Below are 18,418 nucleotides of genomic sequence, written 5' to 3'. Positions count from 1 at the left end.
CTGCACCCCGCGACCATGACCCGTACCGCGCTCGTCACCACCGCCCTGCCCTACGCCAACGGCCCCCTGCACCTGGGCCATCTGGTCGGCTACATCCAGGCTGACATCTGGGTGCGCGCGCGGCGAATGAGCGGCGGCAAGGCCTGGTTCGTCTGCGCCGACGACACCCACGGCACGCCGATCATGCTGGCGGCGGAAAAGGCCGGGGTCACCCCGGAAGCCTTCATCGCCAACATCCAGGCCGGCCATGAGCGCGACTTCGCCGCCTTCGGCGTGGCCTTCGACCACTACGACTCGACCAACTCGGCGGCCAACAAGGCGCTGACCGAGCAGTTCTACCTGAAGCTGGAAGCGGCCGGCCACATCAGCCGTCGCTCGGTGGCGCAGTTCTACGACCCGGCCAAGGGCATGTTCCTGCCCGACCGCTACATCAAGGGCATCTGCCCGAACTGCGGCAGCGCCGACCAGTACGGCGACAACTGCGAGGTCTGCGGTGCCACCTACAACCCGACCGACCTGAAGGATCCGAAGTCGGTGATTTCCGGCGCCACGCCGGAAATCCGCGATTCGGAACACTTCTTCTTCGAGGTCGGCCGTTTCGAAGGCTTCCTGCGCAACTGGCTGGCCGGCGACGTCGCCCTGCCGGGTGTGAAGGCCAAGCTGATGGAATGGCTGGACGCTGACGGCGGCCTGCGCGCGTGGGACATCTCGCGTGACGCGCCGTACTTCGGTTTCGAGATCCCCGGCCAGCCGGGCAAATACTTCTACGTCTGGCTGGACGCGCCGATCGGCTACCTGTCCAGCTTCCAGACCCTGTGCGGCAAGCTCGGCGAAGACTTCGAATCGCACCTGCGCGAAGGCAGCAGCACCGAACTGCACCACTTCATCGGCAAGGACATCGTCAACTTCCACGGCCTGTTCTGGCCGGCGGTGCTGAACGGTACCGGCCACCGCGCGCCGACCCGCCTGCACGTCAACGGCTACCTGATGGTCGACGGCGCGAAGATGAGCAAGTCGCGCGGCACCTTCGTGATGGCGCGTACGTTCCTCGACGCCGGCCTGGAACCGGAAGCCCTGCGTTACTACTACGCGGCCAAGACCAGCGGCGGCGTGGACGACCTCGACCTGAACCTGGGCGACTTCGTGGCGCGCGTGAACGCCGACCTGGTCGGCAAGTTCGTCAACCTGGCCAGCCGCTGCGCCGGCTTCATCAGCAAGCGCTTCGATGGCCTGCTGGCGGCGCAGCTGCCCGATGCGGCGCAGTACCAGCGCTTCGTCGATGGCCTGGCGCCGATCCGTGAAGCCTACGAGCGCAACGATCCGGCCGCCGCCATCCGCCTGACCATGACCCTGGCCGACGAAGCCAACCGCTACATCGACGAGGTCAAGCCGTGGGTCATCGCCAAGCAGGAAGGCGCCGACGCGCAGCTGCAGGCGGTGTGCAGCCAGGGCCTGAACCTGTTCCGCGTGCTGGTCACCGCCCTGAAGCCGGTGCTGCCGGCCACCGCCGCGCAGGCCGAAGCCTTCCTGGCCGCCCCGGTGAACGACTGGACCGCACTGGCACAGCCGCTGCTGGGCCACCGCATTGCTGAATACACCCCGCTGTTCACCCGTATCGACCCGAAGAAGATTGACGCCATGATCGACGCCTCCAAGGACACCCTGCAGCCGGCCGCCGCTGCCGCCCCCGCCGCCAAGACCGAAGCCGTGAAGCCGGCTGCCCCGGCCCCGGCCAAGGACGAAGCGAAGAGCGCCGACGCACCGGCCTACATCGGCATCGATGATTTCGCCAAGCTCGACCTGCGCATCGGCAAGGTGCTGGTGTGCGAATTCGTGGAAGGCTCGGACAAGCTGCTGCGCTTCGAACTGGATGCGGGCGACCTGGGCAAGCGCCAGATCTTCTCCGGCATTCGCGGCAGCTACGGCGAACCGGAAGCGCTGGTCGGCCGCAGCGTGGTGTTCATCGCCAACCTGGCCCCGCGCAAGATGCGCTTCGGCCTGAGCGAAGGCATGATCCTGTCGGCCGGTTTCGACGGTGGCGCGCTGGCGCTGCTGGATGCCGACAGCGGCGCGCAGCCGGGCATGCCGGTCCGCTGATGCCCTGCGGGCGCGCCCACCGCCGCGCCCTCCTCGCAGACCGCCACGGATGGCACCGCCATGGGAGAGAGCAGGATGGAACTGGCGCTGTTTGATTTCGACCACACCGTCACCACCTGCGATACCTATGGCCGCTTCCTGCGCCGCGTGGCCACGCCCGAGCAGCTGGCGCGCGCGTGGTGGAAGGTCGGCCCCTGGCTGCTGGCCTACCGCCTGCGCATCATCTCCGCCGCGCGCATCCGCGCCCGCGTCACCCGTCTCACCTTCAGCGAACGCCATGCCGATGACATCGCCACGCTGGCGGCCGGTTTCGCCCGCGAGGTGCTGCCCGAGGTGATGCGTCCGGAAATGCTGGAGCAGATCCGCTGGCACAAGAAACAGGAGCACACCGTGGTGATCGTGTCCGGTTCGCTGGACCTGTACCTGCGCCCGTGGTGCGAACAGCTGGGCCTGCAGCTGATCTGCAACCGGCTGGAAAGCCAGGATGGACGCCTGACCGGGCGCTATGCGGGCGGCGACTGTGGCCCGCGCAAGGTCGAGCACATCCGCCGCCAGTTCGACCTGTCGCGCTACCTGCGCATCCACGCCTACGGCGACAGCTACGAAGACCGCCCGATGCTGGCCCTCGCCCACGAGCGCTGGTACCGCGGCAGACCCCTGAAGTGATTCCAACGCGCAGCCTTCGCCACGCATGAGCCTGATCCCGCCCCTGACCGAACGCCTCGACCGCCTGCTGCCGCAGACCCAATGCGGGCAATGTGGCTACGACGGCTGCCGCCCGTATGCGCAGGCGATGGCACGCGGCGAAGCGGGCGTGGACCGCTGCCCGCCCGGTGGCGATGCCGGTGCACGCGCGCTGGCGCAGGTGCTGGGCGTACCGGCCGTGCCCTTCGACCGCACGCGCGGTGAGCACAAGGCGCCGCAGGTCGCGCTGATCGTCGAAGCCGACTGCATCGGTTGCACCAAGTGCATCCAGGCCTGCCCGGTGGACGCCATCGTCGGCGGCGCCAAGTACATGCACACGGTGATTGCCGACCTGTGCACCGGCTGCGAGCTGTGCATCCCGCCGTGCCCGGTGGACTGCATCGACCTGGTGCAGCTGTAGCAGCCGCTGCCGGGGTCGGATCCCTTTCCAAAGGAAAGGGCTCTGACCCCAGCTCCGCAGACATTCGTCGCGATCACCCAGCGTTACACGCCCCGCGCCCTCACGGAACAGGACGCACATCGCAGATTGCCCCGCTGCTCGCGGCACATGCGCCAGCCCACTGCGGCCTCTTTCAACCGCGTGCCAGACTTCCGCAAACGTCCTGTGACCGGCCACCCCAAGCGGCTGGCCGGTTTTCAAGCCACGTTCCGCCCGCCACCGTGCCGTGGCGGCTATCGATTGACCTGAACGGAGCTATGCCATGACCCCTTCGGACGTTACCGATGCATGCACCCGCGACCTCACCAATGCAGCAGACGAGATCGAGCGCCATCCCGACAGGATGATGGCCCTGCTGCGGAAGATCAGCGCGGCTGCCGCCGTCGATGGATTCCCCTGGCCGGAGGGCTACCTGCTGCCCGGCGGCCATCTCGGTCTGACCGACGCAGACCGCACCCTGGTCGGCCTGCGCGTAGTGCAGGAGATCATGCTCGCCGCCGAACGCACCCGCCAGGACGGCGAGGCTGACGAATACGTCGGCGACCGCATCATGGAAGGCCTGATGCAGGCCTGCATCGCCCTCTCCGCGCACGCCGCGACGAAAATCCGCCCGCACTGAACCAGAACGGGATCAGAGCCCTCTCCTTCGGAGAGGGATCCGACCCCGCTTCACGCAATCCAGGATTACGGCACGGCCGCCGTGATCACGATCTCGACCTTCCACTCGGCATGCGCCAGCTTCGCTTCGAACGTCGCACGCGCCGGGGTCGCACCTTCGACCACCCACTCATCCCATGCCTTGTTCATGCCGTCGAAATCGGCGATGTCGGCCAGGAACACTTCCGCGCGCAGCACGTGCTGGCGATCACTGGCCACCTGCGCCAGCAGCTTGTCGATCTCGGCCAGCACCTGCCGGGTCTGCCCGGTGATGTCCTGGCTGGTGTCATCCGGAATCTGGCCGGAAAGGTAGGCGACCTTGTTGTGCACGGTCATCTCGGACATGCGCGGTCCGACGTCGTAACGCTCCATCATGGGCGTGGCTCCTGCGGGGTGGACTGAACCCCATTCTCACCCAGCCGGGCGGTGAAATGTGGCCTCCCGCACCCACATGCGTTGCCGCCAATCGCCGCACAGTGCCGGTGCTGGTCAAACGCCAGCGACAGGTGCACGATGCGCCACGTTCACGTTGACACCCCTCTTCCCCCTGCTGTCGCACTCTTGCGCCGATGACCCCAGCCAACGATCCCACCACCGCTTCGCACACCCCGGCATGGAAGCGGGTCCTGACCATCGTCGTCCCGCTGCTGATCCTGGCGCTGGCCCTGCACGGGCTGGCCAACGAGTTCGACGAGCACGGCTACCGCGCCATCCGCGAAGCCTTCCACAAGCTGACCGGCACGCAGATCGCGCTGACCGTGCTGCTGGGCCTGGCCAGCTACGGTTGCCTGATCGGCTTCGATGCCATCGGCCTGCGCCGCAGCGGCATCCGCGTGCATCCGGCGCGCGTGGGCATCACCGCCTTCCTTGCCCACACCCTGGGGCAGACGGTGGGCTTTGCCGCACTGACCGGCGGCGCGGTGCGCCTGCGCGGCTACCGCAGCGCCGGCCTCGACCTGGCGCAGATCGGCCAGGTGGTGCTGATGAGCACGCTGGGCTTCGTGTTCGGCGCCTGGCTGCTGATCGGCGTCGCGCTGTGCATGGAACCGGCCGGCGCCGCGCTGGCCCTGCCGCTGGACCCGGCCGCGGTGCGCGTGGTGGGCATCCTCGCCCTGCTCGCCTACGCCGCCACCGTGCTGCTGGTTGGCCGCAACGGGCGCCAGTTCCACATCTTCGGCCATGGCCTGTGGCTGCCGGATCGCCGCACGATGCTCGGCGTCACCGTGCTCAGCGTGATCGAACTGGTGCTGGCCAGCGCCGCGTTTTACGTACTGCTGCCCGACTCGACGCCCACCGGCCTGCCCGGCTTCGTCGGCCTGTACCTGGTGGCGGTGCTGGCCGGCCTGGTGTCCACGGTCCCGGCCGGTCTGGGCGTGTTCGAATGGAGCCTGCTGAAACTGCTGCCGCAGGTCGCCCCGGCCGCGGTGCTGGCGGCCGCGCTGATCTATCGCGTCACCTATTATGTGCTGCCGCTGCTGCTGGCCACCCTGCTCGCCCTCGCCCCGGCCCTGCGCCAGCCGCTGCAGGCCAGCGCCGGTGCCACCCGCGCCGGCTGGCATGCGCTGCGCCCGTGGCTGCCGCAGATCATCGCGCTGGCCGCCTTCAGCATCGGCGCTGCGCTGGTCATCGATGGCACGCTGCCGACGCCGCGCCGCCATCTGCTCAACGCCTCGCTGCCGATCCTGGAAACCTCGCACCTGATCGGCAGCCTCGGTGGCGTCGCCCTGCTGCTGATCGGCCAGGGCCTGGCCCGGCGCAGCCATGCGGCCTGGATGCTGGCGATGGCGGTGTGCGTGATCACCCCGCTGCCACTGTGGCTGCGCGGCGGCCAGCCGCTCATCGCCGTGTCCGCGCTGCTGGTGGCGATGGCGCTGTGGGCCGCGCGCCGTGAGTTCTACCGCCAGGGCGCGCTGCTGGATGAAGCGTGGTCGTGGCCGTGGCTGCGCAACCTGGGCCTGGTGCTGGTCGCGGTCACCTGGCTGCTGTTCTTCACCTACAGCCACGTCGAGTACCAGAACGAGCTGTGGTGGCAGTTCGCGGTGTCGGGCAATGCGCCGCGTGCGCTGCGCGCGTTGCTGGTGGTGGCCATCGCGCTGGTGATGTTCGGCCTGGCGCGCCTGCTGCACAGCACGCGCACGCCGCTGCCGGCCGCCGGCGATGCCACTCTGCAGGCGCTGGCCCCAGTGCTGGCGAGCGCAACCGATACCCAGGCCTGCCTGGTGCTGACCGCCGACAAGGCGGTGCTGCGCGACGAGGCGAAACAGGGCTTTGTGATGATGCAGCGCTATGGCGGCTCGCTGATCGCGATGGGCGACCCGGTCGGCCCGCCCGACGTTGCCCGTGCGCTGATCTGGCGCTTCCGCGAGGAAGCCGACCGCCTTGGCCTGCGCCCGGTGTTCTACCAGGTGGGCGAGGCGTACTGGCAGACCTATCTGGATCTCGGCCTGGGCCTGGTCAAGCTGGGTGAGGAAGCCATCGTGCCGCTGCACGACTTCGGCCTCGAAGGCCGCGAGCGTGCCGACCTGCGCCAGGCCTGGAACCGCGGCAAGCGCAGCGGCCTGTCGTTCCGCGTGGCAGCGTTGGAAGAGATTCCCGAGCTGCTGCCGCGCCTGCACGCCATTTCCAACGCGTGGCTGGACGACAAGGCGGGGGATGAAAAAGGCTTCTCGCTGGGCAGCTTCGACCCGCAGTACCTGGTGCGTTTCCCGGTGGCGCTGGTCGAGGCCGAGGGCGAGATCGTGGCCTTCGCCAACCTGTGGCAGGCACCGGCCGGTGCCGAGCTGTCGGTGGACCTGATGCGCCACGTCAACGAGGCACCGAAGGGCACGATGGATTTCCTGTTCATCGAGCTGTTCCTGTGGGGCCGCGCGCAGGGCTATGCGCGTTTCTCGCTGGGCATGGCGCCGCTGTCCGGGTTGGCCCAGCACCGCTTGGCGGGCCGCTGGAACCGCTTGGCCGGCCTGCTGGCGCGGCATGGCGAACGTTTCTACGGCTTCAGCGGCCTGCGCCGGTTCAAATCGAAGTTCGCCCCGCAGTGGCGCCCGCGCTACCTCGCCGCACCGGGTGGCATGCACCTGCCGGCGGCGCTGCTGGATGCCACGCGGTTGATTTCGCTGGACCCGCGCCGCGGTTGATCGGGTGTGTTCCGCCGGGCATGGCCCGGCGTTACCGGTGGGTGCGGCCTACGCGCCGCCCTTCAGGATTACGTCGGCCAGGCGGTCGTAATCACCATTGAAGTGATGGTCGCCCGGCAGCTTCACTTTCTGCACCGCCTCACCGGCCGGCAGATCCGGGCACAACGCATCCTCATCCTTTTCGCCGTACACGCACAGTGTCTTGCCCGCCGGCAGCCTGGCCACCTCCGGTGCGATCGGCAGGCCATCGCCACCGCCGCCCAGCCAGTTGCTGACGTGGAATTCGAAATCGGCCTTGCGCCCCACCGACAGCAGGGCGATGCGCTCGACACTCTCGCGGGTGCCTGCATCAAGCTGGTTGATGGTGGCCGGCAACACGTCGGCGCCCTGCGAGAAGCCGACCAGCATCACCTTGTCGCGGTGCCACTGCTGCCGGTAGTGGGCGATGATCTTCTGCAGGTCGGCGGCAAAGCCCTTGGGCGTGCGCTCGCTCCAGAAATAGCGCAGTGAATCGATGCCGACCACGGCCACGCCATGCTCGCTCAGCGAGGCGGCAACGTTCTTGTCAAGGCCGGCCCAGCCGCCGTCGCCCGACACGAAGATGGCCAGGGTGTCGCCGTTGCCGGTGGCCGGCACTTCCACCACCGGCAGTCCCTTCAACGCATCCGGCGGCGGTGCCAGGCTCACGCCAGCCTGCGCGCCCACCACCCGTGCCGCAGCCACCAGGCCGGGCGAGGCATCGCCGCGTGCGGTGCGCTTGAACTCACGCGCCATCGCCACCTGCTGCACGAACGGGCTGGCCTGGCCGGCCTGGCAGGCGTTGCCGCCGGCCGCGCTCAGCCACGGAAAATTCAGTTCGGCCGGCTGCAGCCGGTTGTGCTTCACGCCATCGCCGCAGACCATGCGCTCATGGCTGTGGCCAGGGCAGAAGCCGGTGGTCAGCAGGCCGGCAAAGACCTGGGTATCGGCCTGCGCGGCCAGCGTGTAGGCCATCTCCGCACCTTCGCCATCACCGCCAATCAACGGCAGGTGATAACCCGGCAGGTGCAGCGAAGCCTGCAGCCAGCGCGAGAAATTCTCGACGTCGCCGGCACCGAACGAGCAGGTCGGATCGCCTTCGCGCTTCAGCACGCCACGCAGGTGGCTGATGTCCACGGCGGCAACGAGAGCGCCATCGGCACGCAGGGCCTCGATCGGCAGGCGGCTGGTATCGCCACCGGCGGTCGGCTCATGGAACCAGATCACCACCCGCTGCGGGGTTCCTGCCGGCATGTGCACCGGTATCTGGTCGAAGCGCCCGTGGCTGAACTGCTGCACGTTCGCTGCCGCCATGGCCGGCAACGCCGCCAGCGCCAGCACCACCCCCATTGCCCTGCCCAGCCCTGCACGCTTCATATCGCATCCCCGGTGGAATGCGCACACGATACGCCGCCACCGCGTGCACGGCACGTACCCGTGCAGGCCGTTGGCGGTTCAGCGGGACGCGCTGCGGCTACCCCGCCGGTACATCGCCACCGCCAGCCACAGCAGCCAGCCGACGATCACCACGATCACCGTTTTCTGGCCCAGCCCACGCGGCGGACCTGCCCGCCACAGCACGTGCAGCCACAACAGGGCGAAGGCCAGCCACGCCCAGCCCCACAGCAGCGCCGCACTGCGCTGCCAGCCCGGCTCACGGCGCAGGTACCAGGCCTGCAGCAGCATGCCGACGCTGGCACACAGGAAGGCGGTGTTCGCAGCCACGCCATGCACCAGCGGCGCCAGCAGTGGCGTCGCCTCGGGCAGCCAGCTGTCGCCGATGGACACGGTCGCCAGGCCGAGCGCGGCCACGGTGAACAGCAGCGGTGCGGCGGCACTGCGGCGGGGCCCCGTGCTGTGCCGGTACAGCGCGGCGCCGAGCACGGCGATGGCCAGCGCCAGCAGGCAATAGGCGCTGCGCAGGGCCAGCCCCCAGGGGCCGTGCAGGTAGATGCTCAGGGTGGTCTGCACCCAGTCCAGGTCACTGCGCGCGAACTGGGTCCACAGCGCCGTGGCGATGAACAGCAGCAGCGCGACCATGGCCAGCAATGCCGCCGGCCGCGCGCGCGTCATGACGCCTCCTGCGGATGCCGTGCCTTCCATTCGGCCAGCGCCTTGCGGTAGCGCTGCAGCTCGTCGGAATACAGGTCGAGCACGCACAGCGGGCAGCCGCTGCCACAGCATTCGTTGGGGCCGGGCTCTTCCGGCGGTAGCGGACGCGGATCGGGATCAGGCGCAGACACGGGGTCGGTCACGGGCAGGCACGGCGTTGCAGACAGGCGCCCAGTGTAACGATCCCGCTCAGGCGTCCAGCTGCCGCTGCAGGTTGGCGCGCGCCGCCGCATCCAGGCGCTGGTGGAAGAAGTCGCTGAGGAAGATACGCGGCGCGCGCAGCAGGCCCTGCAGGAAGCGGCGGCGGCCGGCACGGTAGAGAAAGCCCGGCACCACGCCCTGGTACTCCTCGGCCACGCCGCGGTCGTAGGCGGCGAACACCGCTTCAGGGGCCGCCAGGATGGCCATGTCGCAGTCCAGGAACAGGGCCGCCTCGGCGTCCACGTCGTCTGGTCCCAGTTCGCCGTGGCGCGCGGTCAGCAGGATCAGCTGCTCCACCCGCGCGGCATCGATGCCCGACAGCTCCGGCGCATGCGCGATGACCCTGCGCGCCAGCTCGGCCGAGCGCGCTTCGTTGTCCTTGCGCCCTGCCTGGTAGATGGCGTCGTGGTACAGCACCGCCAGATATACCTCGGCGGGCTGCTGCCATCCCGGCCCGGCCGCGACGTCCTGGCAGTGCTGCAGCACCGCACGCACGTGGCCGAAGTGGTGGTAGGCGCGCGGCGGCGTGGCGTAGGCATCCTGCAGCGTCTGCCACTGCGCCGGTGCAAGCGGGATCGGGGCGAAGTCCATGCAGGGATCATCCCGCCCGCAGGCGCCGCGGGCAAGCTGGACAATTTTTCACCAGCCGCTCACATCGCTTGCCGGGCAAGGCTGGCAAGGAGTTGTCCACAGCTTTGTCGCGGGCTGGTCCACACCGCATGTGGATGAACGCGGACGGCCGGCCAATGGTTGATGCCGGCCCCCCCGTGCGGGTCTACACTGCTGGCAGACGGGCCTACCCGCCGCCGCAGGAAACTGCCATGCGCCGTCTTGCCGCTTGTTGCCTTGCACCTTTGCTGGCTGCCACGGGCGTATCAGCCGCCCTGGCCCAGGATCCTCCAGCACTCGCCCCCCAGGTGGCGCCGGCCGCACCGGTTGCGGTGGCCAGCGTGCCGACACCGGAGCAGGTGCTGGCCATTCCCGCACCGCTGCGGCAGATGCTGCAGACACGGGTGATCGCCCGCCACAGCTCGCGCGAGCAGCGCCTGCAGGCGCTGGCCGAAATGATCTTCGGTGCGCAGGCGCTGGACCTGCAGTACGACCCGGCGGCGACCTACACGCTCACGGAAATCTGGCAGAAGCGGCAGGCCAACTGCCTGGCGTTCACCCTGCTGTTCGCCGCCCTGGCGCGCGAAGCCGGCATCCAGGCGCGCGTGCAGGAGGTGGATCGCGTGGTGTCCTGGTACCAGGACCAGGAACAGGGCGTGGTCTACAGCGTGGGCCACGTCAATGTGGGGATCGTGGTGGACGGACGCGGGGGCACCGTCGACCTCGACCGCAACATCCTCTACGACCGCCGCGGCCCGCACCCGATCCCGCTCGACCGCGCACTGGCGCACTTCTACAACAACCGCGGCGCCGAGCGCATGACCGCGGGCGACAAGGTGGGCGCGCGCGCGTTCTTCACTGCGGCACTGGCGCGTGCGCCGGATTTCGCGCCGACCTGGAACAACCTCGGCGTCCTCGACAGCCGCGAAGGTGACCTCGCTGGCGCGCGTGCCGCACTCGAGAATGCGCTGCGCCTGGATGGCCGCGAGGATTCGGCGCTGATCAACGCCAGCGTGCTGTATCGCCGCCTGGGCCTGGTAACGCAGGCGCAGGCGCTGGAGCAGCGTTTGAAGGCGGTGCAGCGCGATGATCCGTTTGCCCAGTACATGGCCGGTGCCGCCGCCGAGCGCAGTGGCGACCTGGCCCTGGCGATCCGCTATTACCGGCGCGCGGTGCAGCTGTACGACAACGCGCACCAGTTCCATTTCGGGCTGGCGCGCGCCTATTTCCTCAGTGGGCAGTTGGCGCGTGCCGACCGCGAGCTGACGCGGGCACGTGCCCTGGGCGGCAACAGCAACCAGCAGCGCTACCAGGCCAAGCTGGACGGCCTGTCGCGCCTGCGCACCCAGCAGGCGCGGCGCTGAGGACGGCTCAGGCCTTCTTGAGGAAGCAGGTCTTCAGCACCAGGCCCTTGATCTTGTCCGAGTTGCCTTCGATGTGTTCGGCGTCATCCTCGACCAGGCGGATGTTGCGGATGACCGTGCCCTGCTTGAGCGGGATGGACGAGCCTTTGACCTTCAGGTCCTTGATGACGGTGACGGTGTCGCCGGCCTGCAGGGTGTTGCCGTTGCTGTCACGCACGACCAGGGCCGTGCCGGCGCCCTCCTCGGCGGTCCACTCGAAACCGCAGTCGGCGCAGATCCACAGCGCGCCATCGGCGTAGGTGTTTTCCAGGGTGCACTGCGGGCAAGCGGGAGCGGACGACATCAGCAAGTACCTCAAAATGAATCAACAACCGCCATTGTAACCGGCGGGTCCGTGCTTCCATTTTTTCCCGCGTGTGGCGCCTCTGTTGATACTGGTTTGAGGCGAGGGGCCATGCGGGTCAGGACACGCAAAATCCCCTCCATGGTGCTCGATGGCGCCTTGCTCGTGTGCGCTGTCCTGCGCACACGGCAAGACCGGGGTTGGGCGTCCTGCCCAACCCGCCCGAGGCATGCCTCGGGCCCATGGCGCCAACGGTCCTGCCCCGCATGGCCCCTCGCCTCCGGACAGTTTCCCGCGCTGGCGGCCGGGACAATCAGAAGCCTGAGCTGCTGCTTTGCTGTCTGTTGCCGCGGCGCCGGGGAACTGTCATGGCGGCGTGGGGAGGGGCGGACGGGACCGTAGGCGCCAGGGACGGCGCCTACGAGCTACATGGGTGAGGGCGCTTTGCTTGCGAAGCACTGCTTCGCAAGCGACCGAACGCACAGCCGCCAGCGGCTGGGCCGGACCCCGGAGGGGGATTTACCGCGTGTCCCGTCCGCCCCTCCCCGCGCCGCCCGAGCGATCCATGGAGGCGCTGAACCCACCCGAAGCCAACAGGAACTTGCAGGAAGACCCGAACTGCAGCAGAGTGCGCGGCCCCCGCCCGCCCCGGATCTTCCCATGCGCCTTGGCATCGACTTCGGTACCAGCAACTCCGCCGCCGCCATCGTCCGTGATGGACGGCTGCTGCCGATCCGCTTCGGTGACGCCGAGCAGTTTCGTACCAGCGTGTATTTCCCCGGCGTGGTGCCCGACCCGGACGACTTCCAGCTCGACGCCGGCCAGGAACACGAACTGCAGCAGATGATCGACAGCGCCGCCCGTGCCGCGCGCGCCGCCGGCCAGGAACGCACCCCGCAGGCACTGCGCCGCGAAGCCCTGCGCGCCCTGCGCCGCGAATGGATGGAAGCCCGCGCCGGCAAGGAGCGCAGCGCCAGCGACCTGCTGCAGAACGCCATCTACGGCGATGACGCGCTGGAAGCCTATTTCGAGGAGCACGAAGGCAACCTGGTGCAGAGCCCGAAGTCGATGCTCGGCTACAACCTGCACCCGCGCGCGCGGCAGACCATTACCGGCATCGCCGCGCACATTCTCGAACACATCCGCCTGACCGCCAGCGCCCAGCTCGGCCAGCCGTTGCGCGCGGCCCTGCTCGGCCGCCCGGTGCAGTTCCGCAGCTCGATCGGCGCCGCCGGCAACGACCAAGCGCTGGACATCCTGCGCGAGGCCGCCACCCAGGCCGGGTTCGACCAGATCGATTTCCTCGAGGAACCGGCCGCGGCGGCCATGCACTACCACGCCGAAAGCCGTGAGCGGCACCAGGCCGTCATCGTCGACATCGGCGGCGGTACCACCGACATCGCCCACGCCGAAGTAGGTGGCGATGCCGCCCCACGCATCCACCGCGCCTGGGGCATCGCCCGCGGCGGTACCGATATCGACCTGTCGCTGAGCCTGTCCAGCTACATGCCACTGTTCGGCCGTGGCGTCACCCGCGTGCCCGCCCACCACTACGTGGAAGCGGCCACCGTGCAGGACATGACCCGCCAGCGCGACTTCCGCCAGCACAAGTACGAACATGTCGACGACCCGTGGGGTTCGCGCCTGCAGGCGCTGCAGGACACCGGCAATACCGCGCGCCTGTACCGCGACGTCGAACGCGCCAAGATCGCCCTGAGCAGCAGCCCCAGCCACCGCAGCACGCTGGACTACATCGCCCGCGACCTGCATGCCGACAGCAGCACCGAAGGCCTGGCCACGGCCGCCTCGGGCTACCTGACCCAGATCCGCGAGCTGCTGGCCCAGGTCCGCAGCGACATCGGCGGCGACCCGGATGCGGTGTTCCTGACCGGCGGCATGTCCCGCGCCGGCTACCTGCGGCAGGCCGCCGCCGAGGCCTTCCCGGGCGCCCGCATGGTCCACGGCGAGCCCTCCCTGGGCGTCGTCCAGGGCCTGGCGCTCGCGGCAGCCAGCCGGGATTAACAAAACGTTACGCGGAGTTTGCTACCCTCAGCAGGCTTGATAGGGCTCTACCTTCCGCCGGCTGCGCCGGTGTGTGTACCCGGGTAGGGCCCGGCCCGCTTCGCGGGCCTTGCGGCCATGCCTTCTGGCTCGTTCATGGTCCGCGTATTACCCGAGCCGCCATCGAGACCCGCTTTGGGCACCCGCCTGGCCCCTGTGGCCGCACAACCTGAAGAAGCACCTGCACCCATCGACTGCCGCCGTTGTGACGCGGTGTGTTGCCGGTTGCCCGTGCTGCTGCAGGCGGGCGACGACGTGCCCCGCCAGTATACCTCGCGCGACAGGCACGGCCGTGCCGTGATGGCGCGCAATGACGAGGGCTGGTGCGCGGCGATCGATCCCTATCACCTGCGCTGCACGATCTATTCGCAGCGCCCGGCGATCTGCCGCCAGTTTTCGATGGGTGGCGACGACTGCCGCCGCGAGCGGCAGGATTACCTGCGCCAGGCCGATGCCTGGTCGCTTTCCTCCCCTTCCACCTGACAGGAGCAACCATGCCCCGCAAGGCAAAGACCCCCGCGAAGGCTACCAACAGCATCCGCAGCGAACGCAAGGGCGCGGCCGCCAGCAGCACGGTCAGCAGCGATTCGATTGCGTCCGATCTGGCCGCGTTCCGCAAGAGCGGTGGCAAGATCGAAGTGCTTGGCACCACCTGGGCGCTGAAGAAAGCCAGCTGACCCACCCTGACCGCGGCGGCGCTGCCGCCGCGGCCTGCCGGGCCGCGCTCAGCGGTCCAGGCTGACCCGCACGCTGCCCGAATGCGACTGGATGCGGATGTCACCATCACCGCCACCCAGCTTTGTGTCCAGGCTGCTGCCCGGCCCATAGCGCGGCCGCTCCACGGTGCCGGCATCACTGTTGATCGAGCCGGCGAAGCTGTTCACCGACAGCTGTGCCGAGACCTTGACCGGCAACCGCAGGTTCACCGACGCACTGACCGATTCGACGTTGATGCGGCCCCCCGGCGCCAGGCCGGAGGTGGACAGATCGATGCCGCCCGAGACCGTCTCCACCGCCAGGCGCTGGACGCGGCCGGCATCCACGCCCACCCGACCGGACACCGTCTGCGCACCAATATCCCCAGACACGCCGCCACCGGCCTCGATGCGGCCACTGACCGTGTTCACGTCCAGCCGCGGCGTCTGCAGTTTGGCGATGACATTGCCACTGACCGTGTTGAGCTTGCTGTCGCCACTGCGTCCGGCCGCGGTCAGGCTGCCACTGACCGTATCGGCCTGCAGGCGGCGCACGTCGATGCCACTGATGTCCTGGTCGGCACTGACCGTGCTCAGCAGCAGTTCCGAGGCACGCGGGACATTCAGCACCAGCGTCGCCGTGCCACTGGTGTGGCGGCGCGGATACTCCACTTCCCAGCGCACGCGGTTGGCGCTCTTTTCCTGGCGCAGCTGCAGGCCATCACCAAGGCTGCCGGTCAGCTGTACCTCGTTGCGGTCCCAGCCGCGCACGGTGACCTTGCCGGCCACGTTGCTCAGCTCGATGCGGCCACCACTGGCCAGGGTATGGCGCTCATCGACGCGGGTGTCGGCCAGGGCCAGCGAGGGCAACAGCAGCAACGCAGCGCAGAGCGGAAAAAGGGATCGCATGGGGTGTCTCCTTAGGTTGTCATTCCGGCCGCGGCGGCCTGCGCCGCCTGCCGGGTCAATTCCAGCCGCAGCGCATAGGTACGCTTGAGCTGTCCAAGCAGGTGCGGTGCGCGCGGATCCTGCGCCAGCGCGGCACGGATCTGTGCCGCGCTTTCATCCAGTTCGTGCAGGGCCGGCTGCCATGCGGCCGCGCGGCCACCGGGCAGCGATGCCACCGCCTGCTGGTACTGCTCGGTCATGGCCGCCGCCTGCAACTGCAGGGTCGATGGCGCCGGTGCCTGCAGCGGCGCCTGCCGCCACGGTGCAACCGCATAGACGGCCAGGCTGGCGGCAAGCGCCGTGCCCAGCGGCAGCCACCCGCGCAGACGGCGGCGCTGTGGCAGGGGGACGACGTTGTCTGCGTGCTCCATCGCGATGGGCGCGGCCTCGCGTGGTGGCAGCTGCGCGGCCAGGCGTGCCCAGCCATCGGCGGGGGGCGTGCGCTGGTCGGGCAGCGCGCGCAGCCGCGCCTGCAGATCGGGGTCGTGGTCGTGGTCGTGGTCGGTTTCGTGGGTACTCATGTCATGTCTCCCAGACGCGCGCGCAACAGGCCACGCGCGCGGTGCAGCTGTGCCTTGGAACTGCCGACGGCCATCTGCAGCTGTTCGGCGATCTCCTGGTGTTTCCAACCCTCGATGTCGTGCAGTACCAGCACCGCACGGCCCCGTGGTGGCAGCGTCGCCAGCGCGCGCTCCAGGTCGCGCTCGGTGCCGGCGCAGCGATCGTGCACGGCCAGCTCCTGCAGGTCGCCGTCGACATCCTCCAGGCTGTCGTGGTCCTGCCCGGCGGCGCGACCGCGCAGTTCCATCAGCGCCGCGTTCACGCCCAGCCGGTGCAGCCAAGTGGACAGGCTGCTTTCAAAACGGAACCCCGGCAGCGCCTTCCAAGCCTGCAGGAAGGCTTCCTGCAACGCATCTTCGGCGCGCGCTTGCTGGCCGCCACATAGCCGCCACAGCACGGCGAACACACGCGGCGAGTGGCGCCGGTAGAGCTGTTCATAGGCCGCCATGTCTCCGGCGGCTGCGGCCCGCACCAGGTCGGGATCGTCGACGGCGTCGTTGGCGGCAGGCAGCGCTGGCATGGTGGTGTCGAGCATATCGCTTGGATGCGGCGGGCCGGAAAAAGGTTTAACCCCCCCATTGACGGCAGCTGCATTGCAACCTTTTCGGTGCTGGCTGCATCCATGCAGGGTCCTTGGTGAAAATTCCCGGAGTCCTGCCATGTCCAGCCCCTCCTGCGCCGCCTTGCTGGTGATCGTCGCCTGCGTCGTGCTGCAGGCCCTGGACCTGTCGCTGCAGCTGCGCGCGGACAGCGGCCAAGCCTGTGTGCATCAGCATCGCCAGGCCCTGGTCTGCGTGGCCTGGTCCGGATCGGTCGAAACCCCGGCACGCGCCGGGTAACATCAAGGGTCGTTAACGCCAGATGCTGTCGCCCCATGATGTTGTCGCTGAAAGACCACCTGCCCGCCTGGAGCCACCCGTGGCTGCACTACATCGGCATCGCCCTGCAGATCATGCTGGTGCTGGTAGTCGCCTGGCTGCTGCGGGTGCTTGCCCGCCGCCTGATCCGCCGCTTCGCCGAGCACTACACGCTGCCGCCGGAGATGGCGATGGGCGCGCGCCGGATCACCAGTTTCGTGGTCTATTTCAGCGCGCTGCTGTACATCCTCAGCCTGCTGGGCGCTAAGCCATCGGTGCTGTGGACGGCCTTCACCGGCTTTGCCGCGGTGGGCGCGGTGGCGTTCTTCGCGGCGTGGAGCGTGTTGTCCAACATCTTCTGCACGCTGCTGATCTTCACCACGCGCCCGTTCCGCCTGCATGACTACATCGAGGTGCTGGAGAACGGCGAGAAGCCGGGCCTGAAGGGCCGGGTGATCGACGTGAACCTGATCTACACGACGCTGCAGGAAACCGGCAATGGCCACGAGGGCACGGTGCTGCAGCTGCCGAACAACCTGTTCTTCCAGCGCACGGTGCGACGCTGGCGCGATCCTTCGCATGCCCCGGGTGGCATCCAGGGCGACGGCTGAGGGAGGGTTTTTCTTTGCAGGGCTGCGCTCTGCACCTGCAGAGGCCAGAGCAAGAGCTGGCTTTCCATGGGTTGGCGGGTGGGTCCGGTTGAGGGGAGCAATGCAAGTCCCCCTCCGGGGCCCGGCCCAGCCGCTGGCGGCTGTGCGTTCGGGCGCTTGCGACGCAGTGCTTCGCAAGCAAAGCGCCCTCACCCATGTAAGCTCGGTCGCCGCTTGCTCGTGTGCGCAGTCCTGCGCCCACGGCAAGACCGGGGTTGGGCGTCCTGCGCAACCCGCCCGAGGCATGCCTCGGGCCCATGCGGCTCACGCCCCTCAACCGGACCCACCCCGCCTTCGACAGGTTCCCGCGATCTGCCGGAACAGCGTCCGCTCTGGTAGGTGTCGACCTTGGTCGACACGGATGAATTCATTCAATATCTGACAGATGTGTCGACCAAGGTCGACACCTACCAACAGCAAACGGAATCTGTCAGAGGCGGGGCGGTGTGGGCTTGCAGGACCGTTGGCGCCATGGATGGCGCCGTCGAGCCCCCATGGACGGGTTGACGGCGTGTCCTGCAAGCCCACACCGCTCCGCCATCCCACTGAACGCCGCTCTTGCCTTGGCTGTTGCCGTTGCATTGAGCAGGTGCACGGCGCAGCCCTGCAATAAAAACCCCCTTTACCTGAGCTGGCTGTCCTTGCTGCCGCGCCGGTTGTAACCGGCATGCGCCTGCTCATCGTCGTCCAGCGCCTGCTGGCAGGCCACGCACAGCCGTACGCCCGGCACGGCCTCCCGCCGCGCCAACGGAATCGGCGCGTCGCATTCCTCGCAGTGTTCCAGACCCGGGCCTTGCCGCAGCTGGCGCCGCGCGCGGGCGATTGCATCGTCGACGGTGGCGTCGATCTGGTCCTGGACCGCGCCGTCTGCCGCCCATCCGGTGGCCATGGCCATCCTCCGCAGGTGTGTCGCCTGATATGGGGACGATACACCCCGCCGCAAATGGCAGCGCCGGCCCCGGCCCGG

21 protein-coding genes are annotated in these 18,418 nt (G+C 68.8%); 11 read left to right on the top strand and 10 right to left on the bottom strand.

Going from position 1 to position 18,418, the window contains the following annotated elements; all coding sequences use genetic code 11:
• Nucleotides 1-15: 15 nt before the first annotated feature.
• The 4 genes from metG (at nucleotide 16) to FJU31_RS11235 (ending at nucleotide 3,860) form a co-directional block, all read left to right on the top strand.
• Nucleotides 16-2,097: a methionine--tRNA ligase gene (metG, locus tag FJU31_RS11250; protein WP_150454819.1), complete on the top strand. Its 2,082-nt coding sequence runs from the start codon at nucleotides 16-18 to the stop codon at nucleotides 2,095-2,097.
• Nucleotides 2,098-2,172: 75 nt separating this feature from the next.
• On the top strand, nucleotides 2,173-2,763 hold the full coding sequence (locus FJU31_RS11245) for an HAD family hydrolase (RefSeq protein ID WP_150454852.1): 591 nt from the start codon (nucleotides 2,173-2,175) through the stop codon (nucleotides 2,761-2,763).
• A gap of 25 nt (nucleotides 2,764-2,788) precedes the next feature.
• Nucleotides 2,789-3,202, top strand: coding sequence for an Rnf electron transport complex subunit RnfB (rnfB, locus tag FJU31_RS11240; RefSeq protein WP_150454818.1), 414 nt, complete (start codon nucleotides 2,789-2,791; stop codon nucleotides 3,200-3,202).
• Between the two features lie 301 nt (nucleotides 3,203-3,503).
• On the top strand, nucleotides 3,504-3,860 hold the full coding sequence (locus FJU31_RS11235) for a hypothetical protein (RefSeq protein ID WP_246161305.1): 357 nt from the start codon (nucleotides 3,504-3,506) through the stop codon (nucleotides 3,858-3,860).
• Nucleotides 3,861-3,925: 65 nt separating this feature from the next.
• Here the strand turns inward: FJU31_RS11235 and FJU31_RS11230 are convergent, their stop codons facing one another.
• The gene (locus tag FJU31_RS11230; RefSeq protein ID WP_150454817.1) at nucleotides 3,926-4,273 is read right to left on the bottom strand and encodes a RidA family protein; all 348 of its coding nucleotides are present in this window, start codon (nucleotides 4,271-4,273) and stop codon (nucleotides 3,926-3,928) included.
• A 194-nt stretch (nucleotides 4,274-4,467) separates the two neighbouring features.
• On the opposite strand from FJU31_RS11230, the gene mprF reads away from it, so the two are divergent.
• Nucleotides 4,468-7,032: a bifunctional lysylphosphatidylglycerol flippase/synthetase MprF gene (gene mprF, locus FJU31_RS11225; RefSeq protein ID WP_150454816.1), complete on the top strand. Its 2,565-nt coding sequence runs from the start codon at nucleotides 4,468-4,470 to the stop codon at nucleotides 7,030-7,032.
• 48 nt (nucleotides 7,033-7,080) lie between these two features.
• Here mprF and FJU31_RS11220 read toward each other — a convergent pair whose 3' ends face one another.
• The 4 genes from FJU31_RS11220 to FJU31_RS11205 form a co-directional block, all read right to left on the bottom strand.
• Nucleotides 7,081-8,427 carry a virulence factor family protein gene (locus FJU31_RS11220; protein ID WP_281290821.1) on the bottom strand — a complete coding sequence of 449 codons (1,347 nt, stop codon included), beginning with the start codon at nucleotides 8,425-8,427 and terminating at the stop codon, nucleotides 7,081-7,083.
• A gap of 78 nt (nucleotides 8,428-8,505) precedes the next feature.
• On the bottom strand, nucleotides 8,506-9,123 hold the full coding sequence (locus FJU31_RS11215) for a DUF998 domain-containing protein (RefSeq protein ID WP_150454815.1): 618 nt from the start codon (nucleotides 9,121-9,123) through the stop codon (nucleotides 8,506-8,508).
• Nucleotides 9,120-9,293, bottom strand: a complete 174-nt coding sequence (locus FJU31_RS11210; protein ID WP_246161303.1) for an oxidoreductase-like domain-containing protein — start codon at nucleotides 9,291-9,293, stop codon at nucleotides 9,120-9,122. Before FJU31_RS11210 ends, FJU31_RS11215 begins: the two co-directional genes overlap by 4 nt.
• 58 nt (nucleotides 9,294-9,351) lie before the next feature.
• The gene (locus tag FJU31_RS11205; RefSeq protein WP_150454814.1) at nucleotides 9,352-9,954 is read right to left on the bottom strand and encodes an HD domain-containing protein; all 603 of its coding nucleotides are present in this window, start codon (nucleotides 9,952-9,954) and stop codon (nucleotides 9,352-9,354) included.
• Between the two features lie 230 nt (nucleotides 9,955-10,184).
• On the opposite strand from FJU31_RS11205, the gene FJU31_RS11200 reads away from it, so the two are divergent.
• Nucleotides 10,185-11,336 (top strand): transglutaminase-like domain-containing protein, encoded by a 1,152-nt coding sequence (locus FJU31_RS11200; RefSeq protein ID WP_150454813.1) that lies wholly within the window; start codon nucleotides 10,185-10,187, stop codon nucleotides 11,334-11,336.
• A gap of 7 nt (nucleotides 11,337-11,343) precedes the next feature.
• Here the strand turns inward: FJU31_RS11200 and FJU31_RS11195 are convergent, their stop codons facing one another.
• The gene (locus FJU31_RS11195; RefSeq protein ID WP_150454812.1) at nucleotides 11,344-11,679 is read right to left on the bottom strand and encodes a zinc ribbon domain-containing protein YjdM; all 336 of its coding nucleotides are present in this window, start codon (nucleotides 11,677-11,679) and stop codon (nucleotides 11,344-11,346) included.
• Between the two features lie 660 nt (nucleotides 11,680-12,339).
• On the opposite strand from FJU31_RS11195, the gene FJU31_RS11190 reads away from it, so the two are divergent.
• The 3 genes from FJU31_RS11190 to FJU31_RS11180 all read left to right on the top strand — a co-directional run bounded on the left by FJU31_RS11190 (nucleotide 12,340) and on the right by FJU31_RS11180 (nucleotide 14,417).
• Entirely contained in the window at nucleotides 12,340-13,701 is a 1,362-nt protein-coding gene (locus tag FJU31_RS11190) for an Hsp70 family protein (RefSeq protein ID WP_150454811.1), read from the top strand.
• Nucleotides 13,702-13,929: 228 nt separating this feature from the next.
• Nucleotides 13,930-14,223 (top strand): YkgJ family cysteine cluster protein, encoded by a 294-nt coding sequence (locus tag FJU31_RS11185; RefSeq protein WP_108747862.1) that lies wholly within the window; start codon nucleotides 13,930-13,932, stop codon nucleotides 14,221-14,223.
• An 11-nt stretch (nucleotides 14,224-14,234) separates the two neighbouring features.
• The gene (locus FJU31_RS11180) at nucleotides 14,235-14,417 is read left to right on the top strand and encodes a hypothetical protein (protein ID WP_150454810.1); all 183 of its coding nucleotides are present in this window, start codon (nucleotides 14,235-14,237) and stop codon (nucleotides 14,415-14,417) included.
• A gap of 48 nt (nucleotides 14,418-14,465) precedes the next feature.
• On the opposite strand, the gene FJU31_RS11175 is transcribed toward FJU31_RS11180, so the two are convergent.
• Genes FJU31_RS11175 through FJU31_RS11165 form a run of 3 tightly spaced genes read right to left on the bottom strand, consistent with a single transcriptional unit; the run spans nucleotide 14,466 to nucleotide 16,479 of the window.
• On the bottom strand, nucleotides 14,466-15,344 hold the full coding sequence (locus FJU31_RS11175; protein WP_150454809.1) for a DUF4097 family beta strand repeat-containing protein: 879 nt from the start codon (nucleotides 15,342-15,344) through the stop codon (nucleotides 14,466-14,468).
• A gap of 11 nt (nucleotides 15,345-15,355) precedes the next feature.
• Entirely contained in the window at nucleotides 15,356-15,904 is a 549-nt protein-coding gene (locus FJU31_RS11170) for a hypothetical protein (RefSeq protein ID WP_150454808.1), read from the bottom strand.
• The gene (locus FJU31_RS11165) at nucleotides 15,901-16,479 is read right to left on the bottom strand and encodes an RNA polymerase sigma factor (RefSeq protein ID WP_150454807.1); all 579 of its coding nucleotides are present in this window, start codon (nucleotides 16,477-16,479) and stop codon (nucleotides 15,901-15,903) included. Before FJU31_RS11165 ends, FJU31_RS11170 begins: the two co-directional genes overlap by 4 nt.
• Nucleotides 16,480-16,603: 124 nt before the next feature.
• On the opposite strand from FJU31_RS11165, the gene FJU31_RS11160 reads away from it, so the two are divergent.
• Together FJU31_RS11160 and FJU31_RS11155 are read left to right on the top strand one after the other, a co-directional pair.
• A complete protein-coding gene (locus FJU31_RS11160; protein ID WP_108769565.1) occupies nucleotides 16,604-16,783 on the top strand; it encodes a hypothetical protein in 180 nt (59 codons plus the stop codon).
• A gap of 35 nt (nucleotides 16,784-16,818) precedes the next feature.
• The gene (locus FJU31_RS11155) at nucleotides 16,819-17,412 is read left to right on the top strand and encodes a mechanosensitive ion channel family protein (protein WP_150454806.1); all 594 of its coding nucleotides are present in this window, start codon (nucleotides 16,819-16,821) and stop codon (nucleotides 17,410-17,412) included.
• 661 nt (nucleotides 17,413-18,073) lie between these two features.
• Here FJU31_RS11155 and FJU31_RS11150 read toward each other — a convergent pair.
• Nucleotides 18,074-18,340, bottom strand: a complete 267-nt coding sequence (locus tag FJU31_RS11150; protein WP_150454805.1) for a DksA/TraR family C4-type zinc finger protein — start codon at nucleotides 18,338-18,340, stop codon at nucleotides 18,074-18,076.
• Between the last annotated feature and the right edge of the window lie 78 nt (nucleotides 18,341-18,418).

The organism is Stenotrophomonas cyclobalanopsidis (genome assembly GCF_008710035.1).
Classification (GTDB): domain Bacteria; phylum Pseudomonadota; class Gammaproteobacteria; order Xanthomonadales; family Xanthomonadaceae; genus Stenotrophomonas; species Stenotrophomonas cyclobalanopsidis.
Note: the sequence above shows the minus strand (reverse complement) of the source record. Positions and strands in the feature narration are given on the sequence as shown.

What these genes read in the sequence shown, in the direction of transcription:
- FJU31_RS11215 (WP_150454815.1), bottom strand. Translation starts at nt 9,123, where the DNA reads ATGACGCGCGCGCGGCCGGCGGCATTGCTGGCCATGGTCGCGCTGCTG.
- mprF (WP_150454816.1), top strand. Translation starts at nt 4,468, where the DNA reads ATGACCCCAGCCAACGATCCCACCACCGCTTCGCACACCCCGGCATGG.
- FJU31_RS11200 (WP_150454813.1), top strand. Translation starts at nt 10,185, where the DNA reads ATGCGCCGTCTTGCCGCTTGTTGCCTTGCACCTTTGCTGGCTGCCACG.
- FJU31_RS11195 (WP_150454812.1), bottom strand. Translation starts at nt 11,679, where the DNA reads ATGTCGTCCGCTCCCGCTTGCCCGCAGTGCACCCTGGAAAACACCTAC.
- FJU31_RS11190 (WP_150454811.1), top strand. Translation starts at nt 12,340, where the DNA reads ATGCGCCTTGGCATCGACTTCGGTACCAGCAACTCCGCCGCCGCCATC.
- FJU31_RS11220 (WP_281290821.1), bottom strand. Translation starts at nt 8,427, where the DNA reads ATGAAGCGTGCAGGGCTGGGCAGGGCAATGGGGGTGGTGCTGGCGCTG.
- metG (WP_150454819.1), top strand. Translation starts at nt 16, where the DNA reads ATGACCCGTACCGCGCTCGTCACCACCGCCCTGCCCTACGCCAACGGC.
- FJU31_RS11180 (WP_150454810.1), top strand. Translation starts at nt 14,235, where the DNA reads ATGCCCCGCAAGGCAAAGACCCCCGCGAAGGCTACCAACAGCATCCGC.
- FJU31_RS11150 (WP_150454805.1), bottom strand. Translation starts at nt 18,340, where the DNA reads ATGGCCACCGGATGGGCGGCAGACGGCGCGGTCCAGGACCAGATCGAC.
- FJU31_RS11205 (WP_150454814.1), bottom strand. Translation starts at nt 9,954, where the DNA reads ATGGACTTCGCCCCGATCCCGCTTGCACCGGCGCAGTGGCAGACGCTG.
- FJU31_RS11170 (WP_150454808.1), bottom strand. Translation starts at nt 15,904, where the DNA reads ATGAGTACCCACGAAACCGACCACGACCACGACCACGACCCCGATCTG.
- FJU31_RS11160 (WP_108769565.1), top strand. Translation starts at nt 16,604, where the DNA reads ATGTCCAGCCCCTCCTGCGCCGCCTTGCTGGTGATCGTCGCCTGCGTC.
- FJU31_RS11175 (WP_150454809.1), bottom strand. Translation starts at nt 15,344, where the DNA reads ATGCGATCCCTTTTTCCGCTCTGCGCTGCGTTGCTGCTGTTGCCCTCG.
- FJU31_RS11155 (WP_150454806.1), top strand. Translation starts at nt 16,819, where the DNA reads ATGATGTTGTCGCTGAAAGACCACCTGCCCGCCTGGAGCCACCCGTGG.
- FJU31_RS11235 (WP_246161305.1), top strand. Translation starts at nt 3,504, where the DNA reads ATGACCCCTTCGGACGTTACCGATGCATGCACCCGCGACCTCACCAAT.
- FJU31_RS11165 (WP_150454807.1), bottom strand. Translation starts at nt 16,479, where the DNA reads ATGCTCGACACCACCATGCCAGCGCTGCCTGCCGCCAACGACGCCGTC.
- rnfB (WP_150454818.1), top strand. Translation starts at nt 2,789, where the DNA reads ATGAGCCTGATCCCGCCCCTGACCGAACGCCTCGACCGCCTGCTGCCG.
- FJU31_RS11245 (WP_150454852.1), top strand. Translation starts at nt 2,173, where the DNA reads ATGGAACTGGCGCTGTTTGATTTCGACCACACCGTCACCACCTGCGAT.
- FJU31_RS11230 (WP_150454817.1), bottom strand. Translation starts at nt 4,273, where the DNA reads ATGATGGAGCGTTACGACGTCGGACCGCGCATGTCCGAGATGACCGTG.